The sequence below is a fragment of the Dokdonia sp. Hel_I_53 genome, assembly GCF_007827465.1.
Taxonomy (GTDB): domain Bacteria; phylum Bacteroidota; class Bacteroidia; order Flavobacteriales; family Flavobacteriaceae; genus Dokdonia.
In genome coordinates this window covers 2,895,562-2,919,997 of record NZ_VISL01000001.1, presented here as the reverse complement: position 1 = coordinate 2,919,997, position 24,436 = coordinate 2,895,562, and the positions used below count along the sequence as shown (strand labels likewise).

At 34.3% G+C, this 24,436-nt stretch carries 23 protein-coding genes; 9 read left to right on the top strand and 14 right to left on the bottom strand.

All coding sequences use genetic code 11. From position 1 onward, the window contains the following. Positions 1 to 42 precede the first annotated feature (42 nt). From OD90_RS13030 to OD90_RS13010, 5 genes are all read right to left on the bottom strand, one after another. Complete coding sequence (locus OD90_RS13030) at positions 43 to 876, bottom strand: S1 RNA-binding domain-containing protein (protein WP_144669587.1); 834 nt, start codon at positions 874 to 876, stop codon at positions 43 to 45. An 89-nt stretch (positions 877 to 965) separates the two neighbouring features. After that, positions 966 to 1,307, bottom strand: coding sequence for a DUF2853 family protein (locus tag OD90_RS13025; RefSeq protein WP_144669586.1), 342 nt, complete (start codon positions 1,305 to 1,307; stop codon positions 966 to 968). A gap of 76 nt (positions 1,308 to 1,383) precedes the next feature. Next, positions 1,384 to 3,102 (bottom strand): 2-succinyl-5-enolpyruvyl-6-hydroxy-3-cyclohexene-1-carboxylic-acid synthase, encoded by a 1,719-nt coding sequence (menD, locus tag OD90_RS13020; protein WP_144669585.1) that lies wholly within the window; start codon positions 3,100 to 3,102, stop codon positions 1,384 to 1,386. 50 nt (positions 3,103 to 3,152) lie between these two features. Next, the gene (locus OD90_RS13015) at positions 3,153 to 4,286 is read right to left on the bottom strand and encodes a chorismate-binding protein (RefSeq protein ID WP_144669584.1); all 1,134 of its coding nucleotides are present in this window, start codon (positions 4,284 to 4,286) and stop codon (positions 3,153 to 3,155) included. Further along, complete coding sequence (locus OD90_RS13010; RefSeq protein ID WP_186434770.1) at positions 4,286 to 4,708, bottom strand: PaaI family thioesterase; 423 nt, start codon at positions 4,706 to 4,708, stop codon at positions 4,286 to 4,288. The genes OD90_RS13015 and OD90_RS13010 overlap by 1 nt, the downstream gene beginning before the upstream one ends. 73 nt (positions 4,709 to 4,781) lie before the next feature. Between OD90_RS13010 and OD90_RS13005 the strand changes: the two genes are divergently transcribed. Further along, positions 4,782 to 5,315 carry a hypothetical protein gene (locus tag OD90_RS13005; protein WP_144669583.1) on the top strand — a complete coding sequence of 178 codons (534 nt, stop codon included), beginning with the start codon at positions 4,782 to 4,784 and terminating at the stop codon, positions 5,313 to 5,315. 63 nt (positions 5,316 to 5,378) lie between these two features. After that, on the top strand, positions 5,379 to 5,966 hold the full coding sequence (locus OD90_RS13000) for a GNAT family N-acetyltransferase (protein ID WP_144669582.1): 588 nt from the start codon (positions 5,379 to 5,381) through the stop codon (positions 5,964 to 5,966). A gap of 27 nt (positions 5,967 to 5,993) precedes the next feature. Here the strand turns inward: OD90_RS13000 and mtaB are convergent, their stop codons facing one another. Further along, a complete protein-coding gene (gene mtaB / locus OD90_RS12995; protein WP_144669581.1) occupies positions 5,994 to 7,340 on the bottom strand; it encodes a tRNA (N(6)-L-threonylcarbamoyladenosine(37)-C(2))-methylthiotransferase MtaB in 1,347 nt (448 codons plus the stop codon). Positions 7,341 to 7,416: 76 nt separating this feature from the next. Here mtaB and OD90_RS12990 point away from each other — a divergent pair, with 76 nt between their 5' ends. Both OD90_RS12990 and OD90_RS12985 read left to right on the top strand, forming a co-directional pair. Next, entirely contained in the window at positions 7,417 to 9,045 is a 1,629-nt protein-coding gene (locus OD90_RS12990; RefSeq protein ID WP_144669580.1) for an ABC transporter substrate-binding protein, read from the top strand. Between the two features lie 80 nt (positions 9,046 to 9,125). Beyond that, entirely contained in the window at positions 9,126 to 9,731 is a 606-nt protein-coding gene (locus tag OD90_RS12985) for an IMPACT family protein (protein WP_144669579.1), read from the top strand. On the opposite strand, the gene OD90_RS12980 is transcribed toward OD90_RS12985, so the two are convergent. Further along, a complete protein-coding gene (locus tag OD90_RS12980; RefSeq protein ID WP_144669578.1) occupies positions 9,732 to 10,124 on the bottom strand; it encodes an acyl-CoA thioesterase in 393 nt (130 codons plus the stop codon). It lies immediately after the preceding gene. A gap of 202 nt (positions 10,125 to 10,326) precedes the next feature. Between OD90_RS12980 and dnaA the strand changes: the two genes are divergently transcribed. From dnaA to OD90_RS12965, 3 genes are all read left to right on the top strand, one after another. After that, a complete protein-coding gene (dnaA, locus tag OD90_RS12975; RefSeq protein WP_144669577.1) occupies positions 10,327 to 11,754 on the top strand; it encodes a chromosomal replication initiator protein DnaA in 1,428 nt (475 codons plus the stop codon). A gap of 166 nt (positions 11,755 to 11,920) precedes the next feature. Continuing rightward, the gene (locus OD90_RS12970) at positions 11,921 to 12,379 is read left to right on the top strand and encodes a low molecular weight protein-tyrosine-phosphatase (RefSeq protein WP_261374525.1); all 459 of its coding nucleotides are present in this window, start codon (positions 11,921 to 11,923) and stop codon (positions 12,377 to 12,379) included. A 100-nt stretch (positions 12,380 to 12,479) separates the two neighbouring features. Then, positions 12,480 to 13,205, top strand: a complete 726-nt coding sequence (locus OD90_RS12965) for an SAM-dependent methyltransferase (protein WP_144669576.1) — start codon at positions 12,480 to 12,482, stop codon at positions 13,203 to 13,205. Between the two features lie 27 nt (positions 13,206 to 13,232). Here OD90_RS12965 and OD90_RS12960 read toward each other — a convergent pair whose 3' ends face one another. From OD90_RS12960 to OD90_RS12945, 4 genes are all read right to left on the bottom strand, one after another. After that, positions 13,233 to 13,493: a DUF3820 family protein gene (locus OD90_RS12960; RefSeq protein ID WP_144669575.1), complete on the bottom strand. Its 261-nt coding sequence runs from the start codon at positions 13,491 to 13,493 to the stop codon at positions 13,233 to 13,235. After that, complete coding sequence (locus OD90_RS12955) at positions 13,483 to 15,111, bottom strand: amidohydrolase (RefSeq protein WP_144669574.1); 1,629 nt, start codon at positions 15,109 to 15,111, stop codon at positions 13,483 to 13,485. Before OD90_RS12955 ends, OD90_RS12960 begins: the two co-directional genes overlap by 11 nt. 60 nt (positions 15,112 to 15,171) lie before the next feature. Beyond that, positions 15,172 to 16,905 (bottom strand): TonB-dependent receptor domain-containing protein, encoded by a 1,734-nt coding sequence (locus OD90_RS12950; protein WP_261374524.1) that lies wholly within the window; start codon positions 16,903 to 16,905, stop codon positions 15,172 to 15,174. A gap of 159 nt (positions 16,906 to 17,064) precedes the next feature. After that, positions 17,065 to 20,085, bottom strand: a complete 3,021-nt coding sequence (locus tag OD90_RS12945) for a tetratricopeptide repeat protein (protein WP_144669572.1) — start codon at positions 20,083 to 20,085, stop codon at positions 17,065 to 17,067. Positions 20,086 to 20,476: 391 nt separating this feature from the next. Here OD90_RS12945 and OD90_RS12940 point away from each other — a divergent pair, with 391 nt between their 5' ends. Next, entirely contained in the window at positions 20,477 to 21,160 is a 684-nt protein-coding gene (locus OD90_RS12940) for a cell division ATP-binding protein FtsE (protein ID WP_144669571.1), read from the top strand. 1 nt (position 21,161) lies between these two features. Here OD90_RS12940 and OD90_RS12935 read toward each other — a convergent pair whose 3' ends face one another. After that, complete coding sequence (locus OD90_RS12935) at positions 21,162 to 21,869, bottom strand: glycosyltransferase (RefSeq protein WP_261374538.1); 708 nt, start codon at positions 21,867 to 21,869, stop codon at positions 21,162 to 21,164. 134 nt (positions 21,870 to 22,003) lie between these two features. Between OD90_RS12935 and OD90_RS12930 the strand changes: the two genes are divergently transcribed. Further along, complete coding sequence (locus tag OD90_RS12930) at positions 22,004 to 22,936, top strand: glycosyltransferase family 2 protein (protein ID WP_186434769.1); 933 nt, start codon at positions 22,004 to 22,006, stop codon at positions 22,934 to 22,936. On the opposite strand, the gene OD90_RS12925 is transcribed toward OD90_RS12930, so the two are convergent. Both OD90_RS12925 and OD90_RS12920 read right to left on the bottom strand, forming a co-directional pair. Then, complete coding sequence (locus OD90_RS12925) at positions 22,928 to 23,329, bottom strand: sugar 3,4-ketoisomerase (protein ID WP_144669568.1); 402 nt, start codon at positions 23,327 to 23,329, stop codon at positions 22,928 to 22,930. The two genes, OD90_RS12930 and OD90_RS12925, sit on opposite strands and share 9 nt — an antisense overlap. Beyond that, complete coding sequence (locus OD90_RS12920; protein WP_144669567.1) at positions 23,326 to 24,408, bottom strand: glycosyltransferase; 1,083 nt, start codon at positions 24,406 to 24,408, stop codon at positions 23,326 to 23,328. The genes OD90_RS12925 and OD90_RS12920 overlap by 4 nt, the downstream gene beginning before the upstream one ends. Between the last annotated feature and the right edge of the window lie 28 nt (positions 24,409 to 24,436).

Genomic DNA, 24,436 nt, shown 5'->3' with positions numbered 1-24,436 from the left:
ATGGTTTTTTACGCTTTCGCGAAAGCGTTATCTAACCAATCTTTAATCTATCAGATGTATACCATCTTCCTTAATAAGAATCTTTCTATCTTTATATAAGGTTCCTATAGCTTTTTTGAAACTTTTTTTAGACAATCCCAGTTGGTTTTGAATATCTACAGGATCTGATTTATCATGCAACGGCATAAATCCATCGTTTGCTTGTAACTCATCAAAAATATATTGTGCATTAGGCTCTATACTTTTATAGCCTTCTTCCTGCAATACCAAATCAATTTTACCATCTGGACGAACTTTCTTCACCCAAGCATCTAGCTTATCCCCTGTTCTAATATCTTCGTAAATATCTTCTTTGTAGATAAGACCCTTATGCTTTCCATTTACAATTGCATTTGCACCGCGATCTGTAATATGTGATATAATAACTGAAACTTTGTCAAACTTTTTAACCTCAACGTTATCATTTGATAAATACTTCATAGTCTTGCTCGTCGCTGCAAGTCTATTGGTTTTCTCATCTAAATACATATAAACAATGTACCAGCTTCCTACTTTCATAGGTCTTGCTTGCTGTGCAAATGGCACAAACAATTCTTTCTCAAGACCCCAATCTAAAAAAGCTCCTACATTATTTACAGCGGTACAGCGCAAGTACCCAAAATCATTAAGCTCGATATACGGCTTAAGTGTGGTGGCAACTGGTCGCTCTTCATGATCTAAGTACACGTAAACGTTGAGTTCATCCCATATCTTATATGTTTCTGGAACATATTTATTAGGTAATAAAACATCGTCTCCCTCCTCATTTGAAAGAAAGAGCCCAGGCTCTGTCTCTCTGTCAATTCTCATTATATGGTACTTTCCTATTTCTAACATAATATTTTATAAAGTGCAAAAATACGATTCTACAAAACAAAAAACGCCTTGACTAATGTCAAAGCGTTTTATAATTATTTATTAAAAGTCTATTTATACACAGACTCTTTTTTGAAATGCTTTGTAAGCATATAATAAACTACTGGGCGGTATTTATTTCTATTAGATTGACCATACGTATCAAGAACACTCGTGATAGCTTTATCTAAGTCTCCACTATCCTTAAGGCCTAACTTTTTGATAAGGAAATTATTTTTAACAGTCGCAATTTCTGAATCTGAACCGCCAGATACTGTAGAAGAATCTTTATTATAGATAGAGGGACCACAACCTATGGTTACTTTTTTAAGAAGATCCATATCTGGAGTCATCCCACATTTGTTTTTTAAATCATCTGCATATTTTTCGATGAGTTCGTCTTTTTTGCTCATAATTAATAAGTTACTTATTTAGGTTAATATATAATTTCACTTTAAAGATACTGAAAAAGTGATTGCTTACTAAAACTTATTTTATGAATTTAAAGTAATCTAATAATACTTGGTCATTAATTTTACGGGGAGTAAACACCTCAAGTAAGGTAGGTTGTTCGTTAGAATTATATAATTCTGCTTTCGCGAAAGCGCATTCCTCCTCATTTTCTGCTTTTAAATACTTAAACCCGTACATTACACACAATTGCTTTGCAGATAAGCTGTGTTCAGTTTCAAAAAAAGTATCAAAATCTGTCGTGTTTTTATCTTTGTTAGGCAGGATTCTAAAAATCCCTCCTCCATTATTATTGATAATAATTATCTTGAAATTAGAGGGTATATAATTGTTCCACAATGCGTTACTATCATAAAAAAAGCTTAAGTCCCCTGTGATAAGAGTGGTGATAGATTTACATGTCATCGCAGCACCTATGGCAGTACTTGTACTTCCATCAATACCGCTCGTTCCTCTATTGCAAAATACATCTAGTGTACTGTTTACGTCAAATAGTTGTGCATAACGTATTGTGCTACTATTACTTAACTGCAACATTGTATGATCTGGAATACCATTTAAAACCTGATCAAAAGCCTTAAAATCACACCAGGGCATTTGGTTTACATATTTAGTATGTAAGAAATCTCGTCGTTTTCTAATTGATAGCCAATGTTGTTGATATCCACTTTCAATAGAAGTAGTCATCGCTTTTATTTTATTTAAAAAGTAAGATGCAGATACTTCAAAATGTTTATTGAGACAGAAATAAGTGTCATATGCTTTTTTTGTGTCAACATGCCAGTGTTGCGCTGGCTGGTAATTTCTTAGAAAGGCTTTAATTTTCTTTGAAACAACCATACCGCCAAAGGTGAGTAAGATTTCTGGCTGTAATTCTTGAAAACCAGTATCATCTAGACTCCCTATTATATTATCAATTCGCGTAAAAAAATTGGGATGCATGACATTTGATGTGGTTTCGGTAAAAACAATCACACTAGGATTGTTTCCTAAAACATCAAGTAAACTTTGTGAAATTTGATTAGGTGCTTGTACACCTATCACTACTAGTTTGCGCTTTGCCTTACTCCAATCCTTCATAAAAGGAGCTAATTCTTCACTGGAAATCTCCTGTTCTACTAGATGTGGGTTTACTTCAATAGGAGTCACAGTCTTTGTATCTGTCATCTCATAAAGTGGCTCATAAAAAGGAACATTTATATGCACTGGACCACATTGTTCAATAGCTATGTTAAGTGCCTTATTAATTTGTTGATCATTGTGTCTTTGGCTCTCTTTAATCTTCTGGGCTACCTTTAGATCTGTCACCTCATCTGTAGGAACCAACTCTGAATATAAATTTGCTGAATATAATATATGATTTTCAAAAACATTTTTCTGCCTTATTGTTTGTCCATCCCCTATATCTATTCTCTCTATGGGTCTATCTGCACTTATAGCTATTAATGGAACATCGCTATAAAAAGCTTCAGAAATTGCTGGGTAATAATTAAGTAAAGCACTACCAGAAGTACAGAGTAATGCTACGGGTTTTCCAGTTTGCTGTGCAATCCCTAGTCCTACAAATGCAGCACAGCGCTCATCTACAATACTGTATGCTTGAATATGTTTATTCTTTATAAATTCTATAGTAAGTGGGGCATTACGAGAGCCTGGAGAAATTATTACGGTATCAATTCCTTTGCTTAAACAAAGGTGTACAATAGCTTGTGCAACTGGAATTTTAGAGTGCGTCATTAAAACAAAAATACACACCTATATCCTATTATAGAATGTATACCTTTTAATTATTTTAAAGCAGCAGTGATCGTACTTAATTTATTTACCGTCTCTTTCCATTCATCCTCTGGAATGCTATCCTCTGTAATTCCTCCTCCTACATATAACTGTGCACCTGTAGCATCTATTTCCATGCAGCGTAAATTCACAAAAAGATGTGTACTTTTCTTAACCGCGGCATAAACTTGATTTTCAATGTTTCTTGTGGTACGCGCTCTTTTCTTTTTTGATTTTATATTAAGTTCTCCAAGATAACCGGTGTAAAAAGTGCGTTCATAGTGCTCATTTTTGAGGATAAACTCTTTAGCTTTTTCTCTAGGCAAACCACATACTGCTGGAGTGGGGTGTAATGCCGTAATAATTTTTATAAGAGGTATTTTAACTTGATCAATAGTGGCATCAATGCTAGTTTTAATGTGTAGCAAATCTCCCGCCCTATGTGTGATTGCATTTGAGACGTTAAGATTAGTAACAAATGGACTTAGGTTTTTTACAATTGCATCTGTTACAAATTGTTGCTCTTTATTTTCTTTAGAACCCCAAAAGACATCTTCTGTTCCATTAAATTTTTGAGTACCCGCTAGTGACATCGTATGCAACTTTCGGTTTTGGATCGATAGTAACGTTTCTGGAGTAGCTCCTAGCCATAGACCTACCTTAGGATGATACCAACAATACACAAACGCTGAGGAATATGTTGATAATAATCTTCTTAATATTTTCAATGGAGACTCATAAGAGTGCGGGATATTTTGCTTTCGCGAAAGCACAACCTTATACATTTTACCTTGAGAAATTTGATCTATAGCTTTTGATACTAAGGAAGTATGTTGATGGTAATCATCATCTGTAATAACTAAATTTTCTGAAGCTTTCTCCGAATCGATTTTGATAGCATTCTCAAAACTTTCTGAGATGAGAACTTTAGAGTGATCTGACGGTATGATTATCGTTTTTGCATGTGATGCATCAAAAGGTGCAAATACAAAACCGCTCTCTGTAAAGTCTGTTACTTCATAAAGCGTATTATCTTCCTGTAAAAAAGCAGTAATCGTTTTAGTGTTAGGTTTGCGATATACTACAAATGGTAACGCATTATTAAACTGTATTTGAAGTGAAGCAAAAAAAGTCTCTCTCTCCATTACCTTCTAGGTAAAGCAATTGTGGTTAACTTGACCTTTGATATAAGCGCATCATTTTCATCTACGACATCAATATTCCATAACTGAGTGGTGCGTCCTTTGTGAATAAATGTAGCTTTGGCATACACCATTCCGTCCTTTTTACTTTTTACATGATTTGCAGAAATTTCAATACCGCGTATGGTACTTTCTTGGTCAAGAAACATAAAACTTGCTGCGCTGCCAACACTTTCTGCTAGCGCGACCATAGCGCCTCCATGCAAGACACCATCTGGCTGATGCACTCTAGAATTTACAGGCATTTGAGCCACTAAATAGTCTTCGCCAAAATCAATATATTCAATATCCAGAGTCTCCATCAATGTATTCTTACAGCTTTCGGCAAGTCGAGACAATATTTCTTCTTTACTATTGTTTATCATATGTTAAATCTGATGCATTCAAAAACTAGATTAATTCAAATTTCGTTAATATTGTGCACAAAACCCCATAATTATGATTAAAAAGACCCTTGCCCTTGCGGCACTTTTTCTAACGATTGTATGCTGTGATAAGCTCGATGATCTTACAAAGTTTAATATAGACTATAATACAGAATACACTATTCCGGCCTCCTCTATTCTAGGAACGCCATTTGAATTCGTTACTCCTGAGGTTACTACAAACTCCCAGCAAGAATTTGAAAATAACGATACTAATGCAGATCTTGTAGAGAGTGTTAAATTAAGAGATCTCACACTTACCATTCAATCACCTACAACAGGAGATTTTGATTTTCTAAATGAAATCTTTATTTATATCAATGCAGATGGACTTGAGGAAATTTTGATTGCTTCAAAATCAGGAATTCAAGAAGATGGTTCTCAGACTCTAGATCTTGATGTTGAAAATGTTGAACTTAGAGAATATATTCTCAAAGATTCTTACACATTACGCACTCAATCTGTTACAGATCAAACCATTGAAGAGGATCATGTTATAAATATTTATACTAATTTTAGAGTAGACGCTAAGATTTTAGGACTTTAATAACAATATCTGTCTAAATCATCTCATAAATGTGTCGTACTTTTAAATACGACACATTTTTTTATGAAAATTAAGACGTTAGAAAACAAAAGAGCTAAGCTTCTTGCTTTAGAAAGCTATCACTATCAAGACTTAAAGCCGCTTTCAAAAGAAGTAGATCTCAATGCGTACGGAGGTTCAGATATCTCTACCCCTTCAAAATTAAAGAACTACATCAAAGACGCAATCGCTAGGCGTGATTCAAACACAGCATTGCCTTTTATCATCTTTGATAAAAAATTATGTCGCTTTGCAGGTAGTACTCGTTTTGGGAATATTGATAAGGTTAATAAAGTCGTGCATATAGGCTGGACGTGGCTTGGTAAAGACTTTAGAGGTACAGGCCTTAATTTACATATCAAATATTTAATGCTTAGATATGCCTTTGACAAGCTAGGCTATGAGCGTGTAGAATTCCGTATTGACGAACGGAATGAACAAAGTCGTAAGGCTGTAGAAAAATTAGGCGCAACCCTAGAGGGTATTTTACGTAAAGACATCATTACAAAAAATGGAAGAAGGCGTAATTCTTGCTGCTATTCTATCTTAAAAAATGAGTGGCCAGAAATTAAGAAAACTAAGTTTCTGAGTATTTTAAAAGAAGATTCTTAAATATTACGCTTTCGCGAAAGCGTAACCTCATACATATATCTCTAAAAACTCAATACGTACTAACCCATCTTCATCAATGGAGGTAAGCTCAACTTCATGTAATTGATTAATGAGTTCTGGATTCCATGGAAACTTTACTTTTACATAGTTCTCTGTAAATCCATGGATATATCCCGCTTTGTTTTCGTTCTCAAAAAGCACTGTTCGTTTTGTTTTTAGTTGAGACTCATAAAAGGCTCTTCTCATTTTTGCAGAAAGCCCACGAAGCATCTTGCTACGTTTACTCCTTACCTTTTTAGGTACTACACCATCCATTGAGGCAGCGGTCGTATTATCACGCTCTGAATACGTAAAAACGTGTAAATATGAAATATCCAGCAAATTTAAAAAGTTGTAGGTTTCAATAAAATCATCGTCTGTTTCACCTGGAAAACCTACAATCACATCTACACCTATACAGGCATGTGGCATGACTTCTTTAATTTTTGCAACACGGTCTACGTATAATTCTCGCTGATACCGACGGCGCATTAATCCTAAGATTTTATTACTACCGCTTTGAAGTGGAATATGAAAATGCGGAACAAAAGCTCTCGACTGAGATACCACCTCTATTGTTTCATTTTTAAGAAGATTTGGTTCAATCGACGAAATACGAAGTCTTTCTATTCCTTCAACCTTATCTAAAGCTTGCACTAATTCTAAAAATGTATGTTCATGCTTTTTATTACCAAATTCACCTTTTCCGTAGTCACCTATATTAACTCCCGTTAAAACTATTTCTTTGATGTCTTGGGAAGCAATATTTGCAGCATTGTCTAAAACATTCTGTAGTGTATCACTCCGGGATATTCCTCTAGCAAGTGGGATCGTACAATAGGTACACTTGTAATCGCAACCATCTTGTACTTTTAAAAAAGCACGTGTTCTATCTCCAATAGAATAAGAACTTACATAAAAATCTGCTTCCTGTATTTCACAAGCATGAACTTCACCTCCATTACTACTTGATCTATCTGGGTTGTCCAGCAAATCATTAATATAACTTGTTACATTAAATTTTTCTGTAGCACCAAGAACTAAATCTACCCCATCTACCGCAGCAAGTTCTTCTGGCTTAAGTTGCGCATAGCACCCTACAGCAACTGTTAAAGCCTCTGGGTTAATCTTTTGAGCTTGTTTTACAATAGACATAAAACGCTTGTCTGCATTTTCTGTAACACTACAGGTATTAATAACATAAATGTCTGCTATATCTGTAAACTCAACCTTATCAAAACCTTCTTTGCTAAAGCTTCTTGCTATAGTACTAGTTTCAGAAAAGTTAAGCTTGCAGCCTAGTGTATAAAATGCGACTTTCTTAGTAGTAGACATTGAGTTATATTTGTGTGATGTAGCGTCTTTAAAAAGGTGCGCAAAAATAACTATAAATATTTGCCTTTTAAAATTGATGCGTTTTCAAACTAAAGCAATAAAACTTGGGATTTCATTTATCACTTTGTTAGTAATCCTATCTTGCGATTCATCTAAAGATGATAACCGTGACCACCTCGTTTTTCGCTACAATGAACAGTACCAAATCTCTACGTTAGACCCTGCATTTGCTAGAAACCCATCAATTATATGGCCCGTTAATCAGCTTTTTAATGGTTTAGTACAGCTTGATAATAATCTCAATGTTGTTCCAGATATTGCAAAATCGTGGACAATTTCTGATGATGCACTCACGTATTCTTTTATACTTAGAGATGATGTATACTTTCATAAACACGAGGCATTTAAAAATAACGATAGCACTCGTGCGGTAAAATCCAAAGACTTTGTCTATTCCTTTGATAGACTTACAGACCCTCAAATAGCATCTCCAGGCAGCTGGGTGCTTAGTAATGTTGACCGCTATATAGCAAAAAACGACTCTGTATTTGAGATTACACTTAAAAAACCATTCCCAGCATATTTAGGATTACTGAGTATGCGATATTGTTCTGTCGTGCCAGAAGAAGTGGTATCCTATTATGGTAGTAATTTCCGTTCACATCCTATAGGAACAGGGCCATTTAAATTTAAAAAATGGGAAGAAGGGGTTAAACTCGTTTTTAGAAAAAATGAACTTTATTATGAAAGAGATGAAAACGGAGTACAACTTCCCTATCTAGAAGCGGTCGCAATTACTTTTTTACCTGATAAGCAGAGTGAGTTCTTACAATTTGCTCAAGGTAATATTGATTTTTTAAATAGTCTTGACCCTTCTTATAAAGATGAGCTTTTAACAGCTTCAGGATCATTGAGAGAAAAGTACATAGATAAAGTTAATCTTGTAAAGAATCCACATCTCAACACGGAATATATAGGTTTTTATCTTGACAGCAGTACGCCAGAAGTTCAATCAAAATTAATACGCAAGGCAATTAATTATGGTTTTGACCGTACAAAAATGATTACTTATTTGCGCAACGGTATAGGGCAACCTGCCGTTCATGGATTTATTCCTAAAGGATTACCAGGTTATAGTAAAATTAATGGCTATACCTATGATCCTACAAAAGCTAGAAATCTTATTAAACAATACATACAGGAGTCTGGGGATACAAATCCAGAACTTACTATCGGTACTAATAGTCAATATCTTGATATTTGTGAATACATACAACGTGAGCTTCAAAAAGTAGGACTCAACATTAGCATAGATGTCATGCCTCCATCGACATTACGGCAGATGAAAAGTAGTGGTGATCTTGACGCCTTTAGAGCAAGTTGGATTGCAGATTACCCCGATGCTGAAAATTATTTGAGCTTATTTTACAGTGAAAATTTCACTCCTAATGGTCCAAATTACACCCATTTTAAAAGTGAGGCGTTTGATAATTTGTACGAACGCAGCTTAGGAATGACGGATATTAATAATAGGAAAGAACTTTATTACAAAATGGACTCTTTAATTATTTCAGAAGCGCCTATCATACCTCTTTATTATGATGAAATAATACGATTTACTCAAAAAACTATCTCTGGTTTTACACCAAATGCTCAAAACTTTTTAGTTCTGAAAAGAGTAAAAAAAGAAAAATTAGAAAACTAAATCACTCGATTTCGCTGGGATTATCAATAAATGGAAGTCAAGAAGAAATAAATTTTTACGAAAGCGAACACAGATACCTAATGAAGGATACCTACAAAACCATTTTAAAACCTTCTCAAGAAGCGCTTTTTAAGGATCGTAATAGTAAGTTTTATGGGTATGCATTTCCTGTTAAAACCGAAGAAGATGTCAAAGGACATATAGAGAGCTTAAAGAAAGAACACTATCAAGCTAGACACTGGTGTTACGCATATGTCCTGGGAGAGGAATATGATCAGTATAGAGCAAATGATGATGGTGAGCCATCTAATAGCGCGGGGGCACCAATTTATGGACAATTACAATCTTATGATGTGACCAACGTATTGGTGGTAGTGGTGCGTTATTTTGGCGGTACAAAACTTGGCGTAGGAGGATTGATCAATGCATATCGCTCTGGAGCCCAACTTGCTTTAGAAAATTCTAAAATAATAACACGCACGATAGATATTTCTTTTTCTATACAATTTGAATATCCTTTACTCAATAAGGTGATGCGCTTAATAAACGACTTTGATGTAAAAGTTATAGAGCAAGAGATGCAATTAAATTGCAAATTCGACCTAGCAATACGTAGAAAGGAAGCTAGCAAAGTAATTAGATCTTTTGAAGAAGTCTATGGGATTGAACTATTAGAAAATAACTAATTATAATTTATCAAGTATGTAATCTGGGCACCTCATAGGTTTACCTGTTTTTGTGTTTACAAAAATCAATTCTGTACTTGCATTTGTGAGTATTTCTTGTGAACTATTTGTGATTTGATAATCAAATATAATACGAACACTGGGAATCGCTCTAAGAGTAGTCGTTATAGTAAGTTCTTCATCAAAATAGGCAGACTTTTTAAAATCTATATTTAAGTTATGGACGGGAAGCATTACGCCATTTTCCTCCATCCATTTATATGAAATACCAAGCTCACCTAACCACTCGAGTCTAGCGATTTCAAGGTATTGAGCATAATTACCATGGTGTACTATACCCATTTGATCTGTTTCTGCATATCTAACTTTAACAAAAGTTCTGTGATTTTTCAAAGGCAACAGGATTATTTTTTTGTAGTTTTAAACCTTACGTATGATGCAACAAATTTTATAAAAAAACAACCCCTACATCACTTTTTTATTAGATTTTTTGTTCACATATTTGCCTTGCTTTAAAAGAGTAACATATCCTGATGCGATATATTCTTTTTAGGGGATTTCTATTACAAATAAAACCAATAATTTAACTTAACCAATGACTATAACTGCGCAATCTGTATGGGATAATTGTCTCTCTTTTATAAAGGACAATATAACTCCCCAAGCGTATAAAACTTGGTTTGAGCCTATCAAAGCAGTTAAACTTACTGACAATGCTTTAAGCATTCAGGTCCCTAGTAAATTTTTCTATGAATGGCTTGAGGAGCACTACGTAAAATTACTTAAGGTAGCATTAAATAAAGAATTAGGTGAGCATGCAAAACTGGTCTATGTGATCAAAATGGAGAACACCTACGGTAATAACCAACCCTTTACTGAAAAGATTCCTAGCGCAAACCGTAGCACTATGAAATCTCAAGAGGTAGATGCCCCTCTTAAAAACAAAAATCCTGAGCTTAAAAATCCATTTGTTATCCCGGGTATCCGTAATTTACAAATAGAATCGCAGCTCAATCCTAACTATAATTTTGATAACTTTTTAGAAGGAGAGTCTAATCGCCTAGCACGATCTGCTGGTATGGCAGTGGCAAATAAACCCGGTGGTACTTCTTTTAATCCACTTCTTATTTTTGGAGGCGTAGGATTAGGGAAAACCCACTTGGCACACGCTATTGGAGTTCAAATCAAAGATCAATATCCTGCAAAGACAGTTCTATATATTTCTGCTGAAAAATTTACTCAACAATACATAGAGTCTGTAAAAAAGAATAACAGAAACGACTTTATTCACTTTTACCAAGTGATAGATGTCCTTATTGTAGATGATATACAGCTATTAAGTGGTAAAGCGGGAACTCAAGATGTCTTTTTCCATATCTTTAATCATCTTCACCAAAATGGCAAACAAGTCATCTTAACAAGTGACAAAGCGCCTGTGGATATGCAAGATATCGAGCAACGATTATTGTCTAGATTTAAATGGGGTTTAAGCGCAGAGTTGCAACATCCAGGCTTTGAAACTCGCATTTCCATTATAAAGCATAAGCTATATCAAGATGGTGTAGATATGCCTGAAGATATAGTTGAGTTTCTAGCAAATAACATCAAAACTAACATAAGAGAGCTCGAAGGAGCAATCATCTCTTTAATTGCCCATTCTTCTTTTAACAAGAAAGAAATTACACTTGATCTTGCTAAGAAAATTGTTGATAATTACGTTAAGCACACGAAGAGGGAAGTATCAATCGATTACATACAAAAAATTGTATCTGATTATTTCCAGATGGATGTTGAAACACTTCAGTCTAAAACCCGTAAGCGTCATATTGTACAGGCACGCCAGCTGGCCATGTTTTTTGCAAAGAAATTAACCAAAGCATCTCTTGCAAGTATAGGTTCTCAAATAGGACAACGTGATCATGCTACCGTACTACATGCCTGTAAAACTGTAGATAACCTCGCTAGTACAGACAAACAATTTAGAAAGTATGTGGAAGATCTTGGTAAAAAATTATCCAATTAACTTCCTGTATTAACAAGAAATAAAAAATTAACAAAAGCCTCTAATATAATCTATTTGAGGCTTTTTACTTATAACGCTTTCGCGAAAGCTAACTTTCACATCTCTAAGATAGAATAACAGATAAACTGAAATTAGGTTTCTTACATTTACCTATAAAAAATAAATTATGCCAAAAACTAAAATATTGATGGTTTGCTTAGGTAATATCTGTAGATCACCGCTAGCGGAAGGAATTTTGAGATCAAAGCTGGATGATAAAAATTTTGAGGTAGATTCTGTAGGTACAGGGTCGTGGCATGTAGGAAATTCACCAGATGCAAGAAGTATAAAAGTAGGAGCCAAACACAATATCGATATTAGTCATTTACGAGGACGTCAACTATCTAAAGAAGATTTAGAAAAATTTGATCATATTTATGTAATGGATCAGAATAATTTAGATGATGTTTTGGAAATGACTACTACTGATGAGCAAAAACGAAAGGTATTAATGGTTCTTGACGCTGTTTTTCCTACAGAAAAAGTAGATGTTCCAGATCCGTATAATGGTACTATTGAAGATTTTGAAAGAGTTTATGAAATGTTAGAAGAAGCATCAAATGTTATAGCAAAGCAACTTGCATAAACTTAGAATCTATATAAAGATCTTGTGCATTTACCCGCATGTATTTATATTGCAACTATGACAAGGAATGCCCCAAACATAAAAACCTGTCTATTAGATTATGAATGCTTTTACAACAACTGGTAAGCTTTATTTAATACCTACCACCCTAGGTGATACGAGTGCGCTTGAGGTCATGCCTATTTCTGTAAAGAAGGTCGTAGAGCTTATTGATATCTATATTGTAGAGAACGAAAAAACTGCACGACGCTCAATTAAGGCTATTCACTCCGGTAAATCACAACCGTCCCTACAATTGCACTTACTTAATAAATATACAGATATAGCAGAGATCCCTGCTTTTCTAGAGCCCTGCCTTGCTGGAGAATCTGTTGGGCTTTTATCAGAAGCTGGAGTTCCTGGTGTTGCAGACCCTGGGGCAGATGTTGTGAAAATAGCCCATCAAAAAGGTATTCAAGTGGTTCCCCTAGTGGGACCCTCATCTATACTTATGGCTATGATGGCTAGTGGTATGAACGGACAAAACTTTGCTTTTAATGGTTATTTACCCATAGATTCAAAGCAACGCAAGCAAGAGTTGAAAAGACTAGAAAGGCTCTCTGCAGAACAAGGACAAACGCAATTATTTATTGAGACTCCTTATCGCAACAATAAAATGCTGGAAGACATTGTAAATACTGTCCATCCTGAAACGCAGGTTTGCATTGCTTGTGACATTACTTTACCCACAGAATATATTATTACTAAAAGCGCATCATTCTGGAAAAACAACGCTCCAGACCTACACAAAAGACCAGCTATTTTTATTATACATCAAGGCGGTTAAGTACTGCCGATAGCTATTAATATTCATTTACTTGAGATTATTGGGTTTTAAGTAAGCCCTTTGCACTTTACGTATCATTGGCTCTAAGCCATTAATTTTGATCTCCATCATTTCTTGCAACAGACTCCCCAATTTTCCTTCTGGAAATCCCTTTTGTCGAAACCACACATAGTACGATTCTGGTATATCAACAAGATACTTCCCCTTGTATTTTCCAAAGGGCATTCTATAGTGTGCTAGTTCAATGAGATGATCTTGAGGTGATTTTTGAGGCTTACTAGTTGCCATAAACCTTTTCTCCATTTACATACGTAGCTGATACTTGAAGTGAAGGAATTTTATCTTCAGCAATTGTCATAATATCTTCATCCATTATGATAAAATCTGCAAATTTACCTTGCTCAATGCTTCCTTTTTCGGTCTCTTCAAAATTTGAGTATGCTGCCCAAATGGTCATTCCTTTAAGAGTTTCTTTTCGCGAAAGCGCATTTTGCATTTGATAACCCCCTTTAGGATATTGTTTTAAATCTTTACGTGCAACTGCTGCATAAAAAGTATAAAATGGGTTTACCTGTTCTACCGGAAAGTCTGTTCCTAACACAACAAGTCCTGATTGATTAAGTAAATCTTTATACGCATAAGCTCCTTTAATTCGTTTTGCTCCTACTCTATCTTCTGCCCAGTACATATCGCTTGTAGCATGAGTAGGTTGTACAGAAGGTAAAATTTTGTTGCTAAATACATCAAAATCTTCTTTAGATACTACTTGTGCATGTTCTACCTTCCATCTTGGATCATTTTTAGATTGCAATACCTTATTGTATGCTCTTAAAACAACCACATTTGCACTATCTCCTATTGCGTGTGTATTCATTTGAAAATCTGCATTTGCAACCCTTCTTGCGAGTTCATTTATTTCTTTTACTGGGGTTACCATCGCCCCAAAATGTCCCGCCTTGTCATTGTAAGCCTCTTTTAGAACAGCTCCACGAGAGCCTAACGCCCCGTCGCCGTAAACTTTTACAGAACGGACATTAAGTCTATCTGTTTTCACTTTCCCATTTATTAGATAGTGATCAAGGTTTTCTTTGTTGTTACTAATCATTGCATAAACACGCATTTTTAAAGCGCCACTCACTTGCAAACTATCAATCATCTCAATAATAGCCTTGTCTAAACCTGCATCATTTACAGTGGTAAGACCGTATGAAAAACATACTTCTTGAGCTTCTAGTAAATTATTTGCAATCTGAGTTTTTGTTTCTGTTGGTAATACATCGTCTATTAATCGTTGTGGATTATCTATAAGTACCCCAGAAATTTTGCCATTTTGTACAACGATCTCTCCTCCGTCAACAATTGTATTCTCATTAATACCCGCTAGATCTAGTGCCTTTTGATTAACAAGGTATGCGTGTCCATCTATTCTCTCTAAAACTACCGGAAGATTTGGAAATAATATATCTAATGTATCTTTTATAGGGAAATCTTTGTTTTCCCAGTCATTTTGATCCCAACCTCTCCCTCTGATGACTGTTGCTTCCCTGTTTACTTTAGCAAAAGCACTTATCTTATCAACAACCTCATCAAAGCTATTGGTTCCTACTAAATTTGCGATTTGAAGATTTTGCCCTAGTCCATAAAAATGACAATGTCCATCAATCAATCCAGGCAGCACTGTTTTTCCACTTAGGTCAATTATTTTTTCAGCTTCATAAGTTTCGGCAATTTCAGCAGAAGATCCGACCGCTATGAACTTACCGTCTTGGATGGCAAAAGATTCCGCTTTCGCGAAAGCGCTATCTACTGTATACACATTTGCATTCGTAACAATAAGATCTACCGATTGTTTTTTATCGCAGGAAAAACATAGAATAGACAATAAAATTGCTGAAAAGAGTTTCATAAAAAAGGTTTTGCGCTAAAATAGCACAAAACCTTTACAATCATCAACGATTATGGGTGCTTAAAAATCAAACTTATAGGTTGCTCCTGCTAATCCTTGTATACCCTGAACATTATAATTGAGCCACTTTTCGTAATTAGTATTTAAAATATTATTCACACGACCGAAAACAGACAGTTTATCATTGAATCTATAACCCACATGTGCATTTGCGTCAAAATAAGCATCAAGCGTTGCTATTGATTGTGGAATAAGAATATCTGCTGGGTCTTCACTATAAATTAAATCTTTACGTTCCCCAGTATAAAAAAGATTTACACCTGCAAACCACTGTTCTGTGATCTGATAATCTGCAAAAAGAGATGCTTGGAGCTCTGGTAAATTCCAGGCTTCTTCTTCTGTATCTAATGTGTAGGTATTGTATTGCCCGTTTATTTTTAATTTAAAGTTTGCATTCACATCAAAATTTAGTTCTGCAAATCCGCTTATGGTCTTTGTATCATCGTACACCACATTAAAAGAATTTCCATTAGAATACCCATTTAAACCGAACCCATTACCGCTTTGTGAGTACGCATTATGCCTAATAAATGCTTTATTACTTTCTGAAGTATAGCTTCCACGTAAGTTATAACTCATTGCTTCAGATAGCTTTCCTTTCATTCCAATATATCCGTCGTATTGAGTATCTGTAGGCTGTATTAAGAGTGTAGGTGAAATGAATGGGTTTTCTTGTGCAAAGTCATGGTAATTATTTTGTTTTAAATCTCCTTCCAAACCAGCATAAGCTATAAATGTATCTCCTACTACCTGATAAGATGCTGTGATTTTTGGGTAAAAATAAATGTCTGTATCACTATTTTCTGTGTCTAAAGATACGAATGCAGCAACTCCTAAATTTACTTCTAAGTCATCCCGCAATATGGTAAGACTAGGGTTTATTCCAGCATTGATGAAACTATAGTTTATCTCTTGCTCTGGAGGCCCATAAGAATCTGCAAAAGAACCATTAATATAATCTGCCGTGATTGTAGTGGTGATAAGCTCTCCTGCAATAGGTAGTTCTAATGTGGGTTTTACAAATGCTCTTAGTTCTGTACTTTCTTCGTCATCCCCAAAATATCGAAAAGTAGCTTTAGCCCCTTTAAAAAACGACTCTTTAAAATTAATAGATCCGTTTATAGCTCCCGTCAAATATGAGTGTGAAACATCAAAGTCCTTGTTAAAAAGTGGCTCATTCATTCCAGAAGTAATACTTTCTAAATTTTCTGGAATACCGTACCAATTGTATACTTGGTGTTTTGCATCTAAATCTGCTCGCCAATTATAATCTATTTCTCGAGCGCCATAATTTAAATTTAATCTACTATCATAGAAAAAATCCTCTACAATAGTACCTTCAATACCTCCCTGTGATGAATTGTGATTTACAAAAACCCCAAAGTCTTCTGTTCTACTAATCTGAAAATTGCTGTAAAGTTCGGCTAGTATCGATGTGTAACTACCAAATCCTAATGTTGCATAGTTATCATATAAGGTTGATTTCTGACTTTTTTTAACTACTGCAGCCTTTCCTTTTGCTGGGGTAAAAGTGCTGGCTACGGGTACTGAAAAAATACTATACGTTACTTTTTTCTTTGTTGTTGTAACAGAGTCGTTAAGTTTTGGCGCTGCTTTAACCTTAAAAGCATCACTTATCGTAGGAGTATAGGGCTTCACCACATTAACAACCTCTGTTCCTAAAGTAGACTCTTCCTCTTGTGCATTTCCTATTTGCACAAAAAATATTGTCATAATAGTAAAACTTAATATATGTAATTTATTGAATGACTTATTCATATGACTTGTATACTTATTCAAATTAATTTTATGTTGACCTCCCCCCTAGCGCATTCTTATAGTAAAACGATTCTCATCGATTGCTTATTCTTGGCTAACTTTCCTTTTGTAGAGTTAACCCTCCTCGACAGAAGCATTAGTTTTAGACTCATTTGATTTAATAATGATGAGCTCATCCTTAGCCTCTTCTACTACGTCTGGAAAGTCAGTAAAATTCTTAGTGACACTTTCTAAAATATAAGTAGCTTGATAAGCATCTCCTAGACCATAAAAGTTCTTTGCCATAAGTACTAGACCTCTCGCTCCATACTCCTTATACCCACTATATTCTTTTGCTAATTTCTGAACTGAGGTATTTGAATCTTTATAACGCTTTTCACTATTTTTAAAGTAAGCATCATAATATAACGCTTCAGCGGCTAGAGAGCCTGTCGCTATTTTTCGAACCTCTGCATACGCTTTTTTTGCACGTTCTTGATTATTATTTTGTATTGAAGATCTTGCAATAACGACTTGAGCGTCGCTCTTAATTTTATTGTCAATTTTACTGTTGGTTAATACTTTTTCTGCGTATGAAATTGCCTCTTGATAATTACTTTGCTCATAATATGATTTCATCAAATTTGATTGCGCAAAAATTACGTTTTGAGGAAAATCTGCTTCCGTTTCTAGTCTTTTAAGAACTGGTGTAGCGTCCATATAATTCTTCTGCGTTAAAAACACTTGTCCTAACCTAGCAAGGGCTTGCTCTGTAAACTCATTGCGCTCTCTTTCCAAAACAAATTGATAGTGTGGAATTGTTTTAGGGTATTGCGCTTTCGCGAAAGCGATTTGTCCTAAATAAAAATGTGATTGTAATGCTCTCTGTCCATTAGGATATCTCCCTAAATACTCTTGAAATAGTTTTTCTGCTTGACTTGTGTTGTTGTCTAAATATTGCTTTTCTGCCTGTGTGTAAGACGCCTCGTCAAGCTCTGAATCTTCTACATCAATAAAATCTAAAGTACTCACCCACTGACCGTACTCATTAACACGTCCTAGATCAATGTAAATTAATTTAGCAGTAGTAACAGCTTGCAATGCTTCTGGAGTTCCTGGGTAGTCACTAGCTACTTGTTTTAATATAGTAAGTGCCTCGTCTGAGCGGTTACTGTTATCATAAATCAATGCCTTTTTAAGTAGGGCTTTTGACACATATGAACTACCTGGAACATCACTAATTAATTGATTGTAAGCTGATACAGCTTGATCTTTTTTATTTTGAGAGACATATATATTTCCTAGTTCATAGAGTGCATCGTCGCGGTATGAAGATGTTGGAAATTTACGTGCAAAACTCTGAAGTCCTTCGATTTTCTCTGAGTTCTTATTAATAAATCCATAGCTCATAGATTTTTGAAAAGTAGCATAATCTTGTCCAGAGTTATTTAGAGCAATGGATTGATTGTAGGCTTCTAGAGCTGGCCAATATTTACTGGATATAAATTTACTATCACCCAAACGAAGGTAGGCATCATTTAATCTTGTAATATCCTCTTTTGATTCTTTTGTATAATTTTCAAAATAAGTAGCTGCTTGCTCATACTGTTTATTTGAAAAATAAGCATATGCTAGATTGTAATTTATATCTTCATATTCTGGCGTAGTTGCTGCATTAGCAAACCCAAGAAACTGCTTATATCCAATAATGGCTTGTTCAAAATTATTTGTAACGAAATCAGTCTCTGCATCCCAATAAGTCGCTCTCGTTATGTAAAATGGATCTATTGGTTCTTTTAATGATTTTTGAAATGTCTCTTTTGCTGTTATGTAGTCTGCTTCATTAAATAATTCTAGTCCATATAAGAAAGCTACTTTTTGATATGCCTTATTATTATTTGTATTGTTTTTACTTTCTAGCAAACGCATTGCCTCTTTATAATTCTTCGATGTGATATAAGAATCAATAAGTAAAATTTCTAACTCTGCTTTTGCTGAAGTTTTAGGGTATTCTTCTAGATAATCTGCAATAACAGTAGGAGTAGGTTTATAGGCATTCCCAATCTCATAACTAAGTTTTGCATAATTCAAACCACTATCCTCTTTGATTTTATCTATAAAATTCATTTCTGATGCATTTTTAAATGCATTCAATGCTTCTTGTTTTTTTTCTAGCTTCAAGTATGACTCTGCAAGATGGTAATAAGCATTTTGAGCAGTGCTATTGCGACCGTCAATTATCTTATTGAATTCATTAATAGCATTTAAGTAATCTTTTTGCTTATAGTACGCATAACCTAGTTGATAATAATCTGTGTTATTCCATTTACCGCGTTTGCCTTTATATTCCTTTAAATAAGGTAAGGCTTGGGCGTAGTTTTCTTTATTAAAGTAACTTTCTCCGATGATCTTGTTAAGCTCTGATTTTTCTTTAGGGTTTGCTTTTGGGAGCTGAGATTTACCCTCAGTAATTGCTTCATCAAATTTGCCAAGTTTAAAATTAAGATCTGCTTTAAAGTAAGCAAGATCTTCATTATACTCCCCGCTTGTTTCTGCTTCTACTTGGTCAAATAACTCTGACGCCGATTCATAATCATCCCCTTCATAAGCCATAAAGCCTATGTAATATTTTGCTTGGGATCCATATTTTTTTGAGTCTCTAACACGGTTAAAATATTTCTTAGCATCATCAAAACGGTTGCTTTTGAAATACGCATATCCATTATTAAAATTGTAAGTTTCTCTTTCTCCAAGTGATAGATTCTTTTCCTCTACTCGATCATACCATTTACGGGCGTACGCATATTTTCCATTTTCAAAATAATAGGAAGCTACATCTAAAAATGCACTATTGCGTTTTGTGCTAGTAGGATACTCTGTGACAAAGGTGAGCATTAAGTCATCTGCACCTTGTTGATTGAGTCGCACTGCAGCATTTGCTATATAATAGGCACAATCACCTTTTACAGCGTTATCTTTAGACTCTCTTTGTACTTCTTCAAATAAGGTTTGAGAGGCAAGATATTGCTCACTATTGTATAAAGACAAAGCCTTATTATATTTTGCTAAGTCATTGGTATAGATAGCAGATTGTTGAGCTGTTGATATTGTTGAATATAAAATAAATGCAACAAGTAGAAACTTGATTCTGTGCATAATACAAATTTAGTTTTATTTTTGATTTGATGATGGATGTAACCTTAATGTGACAAAGTTTGATACAAACTACTTTATAATGGGATATACAAAATAGCACACCATCTTTTCAAAGTTACTTTTCTTCCTCTAGGATAACGCCAGATTTTATAGTTAATTATGTGAAGTTGTGAAAAGGATTTTAACAAGAGATGAGCATATAGCATTCTACACAAATACTCTACTTTAAACTTATTGCTCCTGTTCTTTGAATGAAATATTTGCTTAGCTTTTGATTCTTAACATCATTCAACTATTCATTTTTTTATAGCTCATTAATATTATTTCAAAGGTATCTGCTTTGCGGCGCTGCTTAAAATTGCGTTACTTTGACATCTAGAAAATCTATATAATGGCTCAACCTGTATTACAACTCTCACACGCTGCAATTTACCAAAGGGAAAATCTAATTCTATCTGAAGTAAATGTTACTATAGAATCAGGTGATTTCGTATATCTCATTGGTAAAACAGGATCAGGAAAGAGTAGTTTTATGAAAACCTTATATGGTGACCTTCCCCTTAACGAAGGCAAGGGTAGTATTGTAGGTTTTGACCTCAACGGTCTTAAAGAAAAACAAATACCTTTTTTACGTCGTAAGCTAGGTGTTGTTTTTCAAGATTTCAAGTTACTTAATGATCGTACCATTAATGATAACTTACGATTTGTTTTGAGAGCAACTGGATGGAAGGAAAAAGTCGCTATTGATTCTAAAATAGAAGCCGTACTTGATAAAGTGGGTATGAAAAGTAAGGGATTTAAATATCCTTATCAGTTATCTGGTGGAGAGCAACAACGTGTTGCCATTGCAAGAGCACTTCTTAATGACCCAGAACTTATTCTTGCAGATGAGCCTACAGGAAATCTTGATCCTCAAACAAGCGTTGAAATCATGGAGGTTCTGCAAGAAATTAATAAAAATGGAAATACTATATTAATGGCTACTCATGACTATGCCTTACTTCTAAAATATCCATCAAAAACACTAAAATGTGATGGAAACAAAATATTTGAAGTGGTACAAAAAACCGTCTAAACTATCTATTTTTATAACAATATTTCAAAAAAGCTATCACAAGATAAAAGGGTCTTATGACAAAAGAGCTTAGTTCACTTTTTATAGCTATTTCTTCTTTATATAAAGACCAATTATATTTTTTTGAAATACCATTATTGCCGCATTTCGCAATGATTAAATCAATTTTCTTAAAAGATTTTTTTTCTATAAAAAGCTTTAAATTGATTTTATAATCTCCCAGCACTTTTAAGGACTCATCATACATATTATTTTCAAAAACATTCTTATGATAAAAAGCTCCCTGATGGTGAACTGTATTTTTAAACCATAACAATCTAGTTAAATTTGAGGACAGTACCCTATGGTTATTTGTTTTTAGCGAATTACTTTGGTCATTCATCACAATGCTCCCTAAAACTACCTTGTCATTACTATTAAAGTGTTTTGATGCTTTTGAGAATACTTCAGTGTCATATAAAACATCGTCTGTACCCAAAAAGTAAAGCCAATCACCTTTTGATCTCTTTATTCCCTTATTCATTGCTTCATAAATGCCTGTATCATTTTCTGAAATCCACTTATACTGAGAGGGCAATAATTTTAAATACTCTTTAGAACCATCCGTAGAATTTCCATCAATAATCCAAACTTCATACTCCGTAAAAGATTGATTCATAATGGAATCCACACACTTTTTTAGTAATGCGAGTTGATTCCATGCGGGTATAATTATAGAAAGTGTTATAAGATTTAAAATTTTAAAAATTCGTATTTACCTACCTATCACAAATAAACAAAGATTTTTATTTAATATTTCAATTCTCTATGATGTATCTTTAGTTAAGATAAAACAAACTGAAATTGCCTAAATTTTCCGTCATCATATCTGTTTATAATAAAGCGTCCCATATTAAGGAGACCTTAGATAGTGTCTTACGTCAGACATTTACAGATTATGAAATTATTGTGGTAAATGACGCTTCTACTGATCGTAGTGATGAGATTATCAATTCTATATCTAAAAAAAAAATAAAATATATCCTTCTTGATAAAAATGTGGGTGCAGGGGCTGCTAGGAATATCGGTATTAATATCGCTAAAGGAGATTATATTTCATTGCTTGATGGAGATGATTTATGGAAACCTGACTATTTAAAAGAAATGATGGCCCTTATAAAAGCTTTTAAAAATCACCGCGTTTTTACTGCACAGTTAATACGAGAAACAAAAAATAGTAGCTCGCTATGCAACTATAGTTTTTCAACAGCCGGAAACACAAAAATGTTAGATTTAGACTTTTTCAAAAGTAGTTTTAAACAATGTGTCCTACACAGCAGTTCTACTACCCTACACCGCGAAGTCTTTAACAACATAGGCAATTATGATCCTACAATAAAGAGTGGTCAAGATACAGATCTTTGGATACGTATAGGTCTTGCATATAGGATTGCATTTTCTACTACTCCACTCGTTATTTATAAATTTGCCCCTAAGAGCCTTTATAAAAGTATCAAATCAACAAAAGATTGTTTAAAATTAAATAAATTTAAAGAAGAAGAAAAAGAAAATAAAGCCCTCAAAAAGTACTTAGACTTAAATCGATATTCATTAACCTTAAGAGCTAGATTATGGGGAGAGAAACAGCAAGCAAAAGATTATTTAAAAAATTTAGATAAAAAAAATCTTACCCGGAGGCAGCGATGGCTCGTAGGTTTACCTATATCGATGCTTAAAATGGCTTTAAAAACCCAAGGCGGATTAGAAAAACTTGGAATTAGACTCTCCTCATTTTGATTCCTTAAAATTATTAAAATCACGTATATAATCACCTTCATCAAACTCATGAGAAGCCAGTACCAAACATACTGCACCAGAAGAAAAATTATCTAGCTCCCTCCATATTCCTTTATTGATAAGTAATCCTTTATTTGGTTTATTGAGCGTCACTCTTTCTTGGCAATTTCCATTATCGAGAAGCACTTCAAAACTACCACTAACTGGAATAAGCAATTCTTGACATTCATTGTGCGCATGACCTCCACGATAAGCATCACTAGGCACATCATGCAAATAATACACACGCTCTATTTTATAAGGTATCGTTGTGCCTTCAATCACAGCAAGATTACCACGTGGATCAGTTATTCTTGGTATGTCTATCCAATGTACGAGTGATTTTTCTATCATAAACTAGTAATATAATTGCTCCACTCCTGTGCTATCTTAACTAGTGATAAATGTGAAACACTATTTTTTGCATTAGACTTACAGTTCATATAGAGCTGCTCATCAAAGATAAAAGATTCGATTGCGTTAGAAAACTTGTCCTCATTGTGATTTTCAACCAGCAAACCGTTGTGATTATTCGTAATTATTTCGGCTGGGCCACTAACGCAGTTAACAGATATGACTGGAGTACCTACACTTAATGATTCTATTAAGGCGCGAGGAAAACCTTCATAATGACTCGTAAGTAATAATGCTCTAGCTGATGCTATTTCATTTGTGATATCCTGTTGAAATGGATAAAACTTTATGCGAGATTCCATGTTCAGCGTCTTTACTAATTGATGCATTTTATTTTTATCACTTCCATCACCATAGATTCTCAAATGGTAATTTTCTTTTTTTGCTTTCGCGAAAGCGTGTATTAACAAACTTAAATTCTTCACCTTATCTTCAATTCGTCCCACAAAGATGAAATATGGATGTTTGGAATCAATATGCTCTATTGTTTCGACGTTTTCAATGGGATTAAAAATCGTCTTCGCTTTCTTAACTTTAAAATTCGAATTAATAGCTTCCGTGATGTGCTGTGAAACACCAATCAACCCAACTGCTGAGTGAGCCATTTTTTCTGACAAACGCTGATTGGAAGTAAAATAATTAGACAATAGTGAACTATGATTTACATAAATTAAATTATGATTTCTATAGATGTAATGAAGGTAAATCCACTCCTTTAAAACATTGTTCCTACTTCTATTGTCAATTATAAAATCAAAGTTTTCATTCTTTAAATACTTAGATAAATTCATGAATCTGGCGATTCTCTTTAAAAAATTATCTCCCTTATTTTTTTCTAAGCCCATATTATAAAGCACACCTGCATACTCGTAACTAACCTCATCATTAAGGGTAATAATATGGACTTTAAATCCTTGACTTACGAGCATTCTAGAAAGCATTGCTGTAGACCGCTCTGCTCCTCCTCCAGATAGTGAAATAGTGACTAACGCAATTTTTTTATGAGTATCTTTCGGCAAGAGAAGTAATTTTAAAGTCTATCAAATA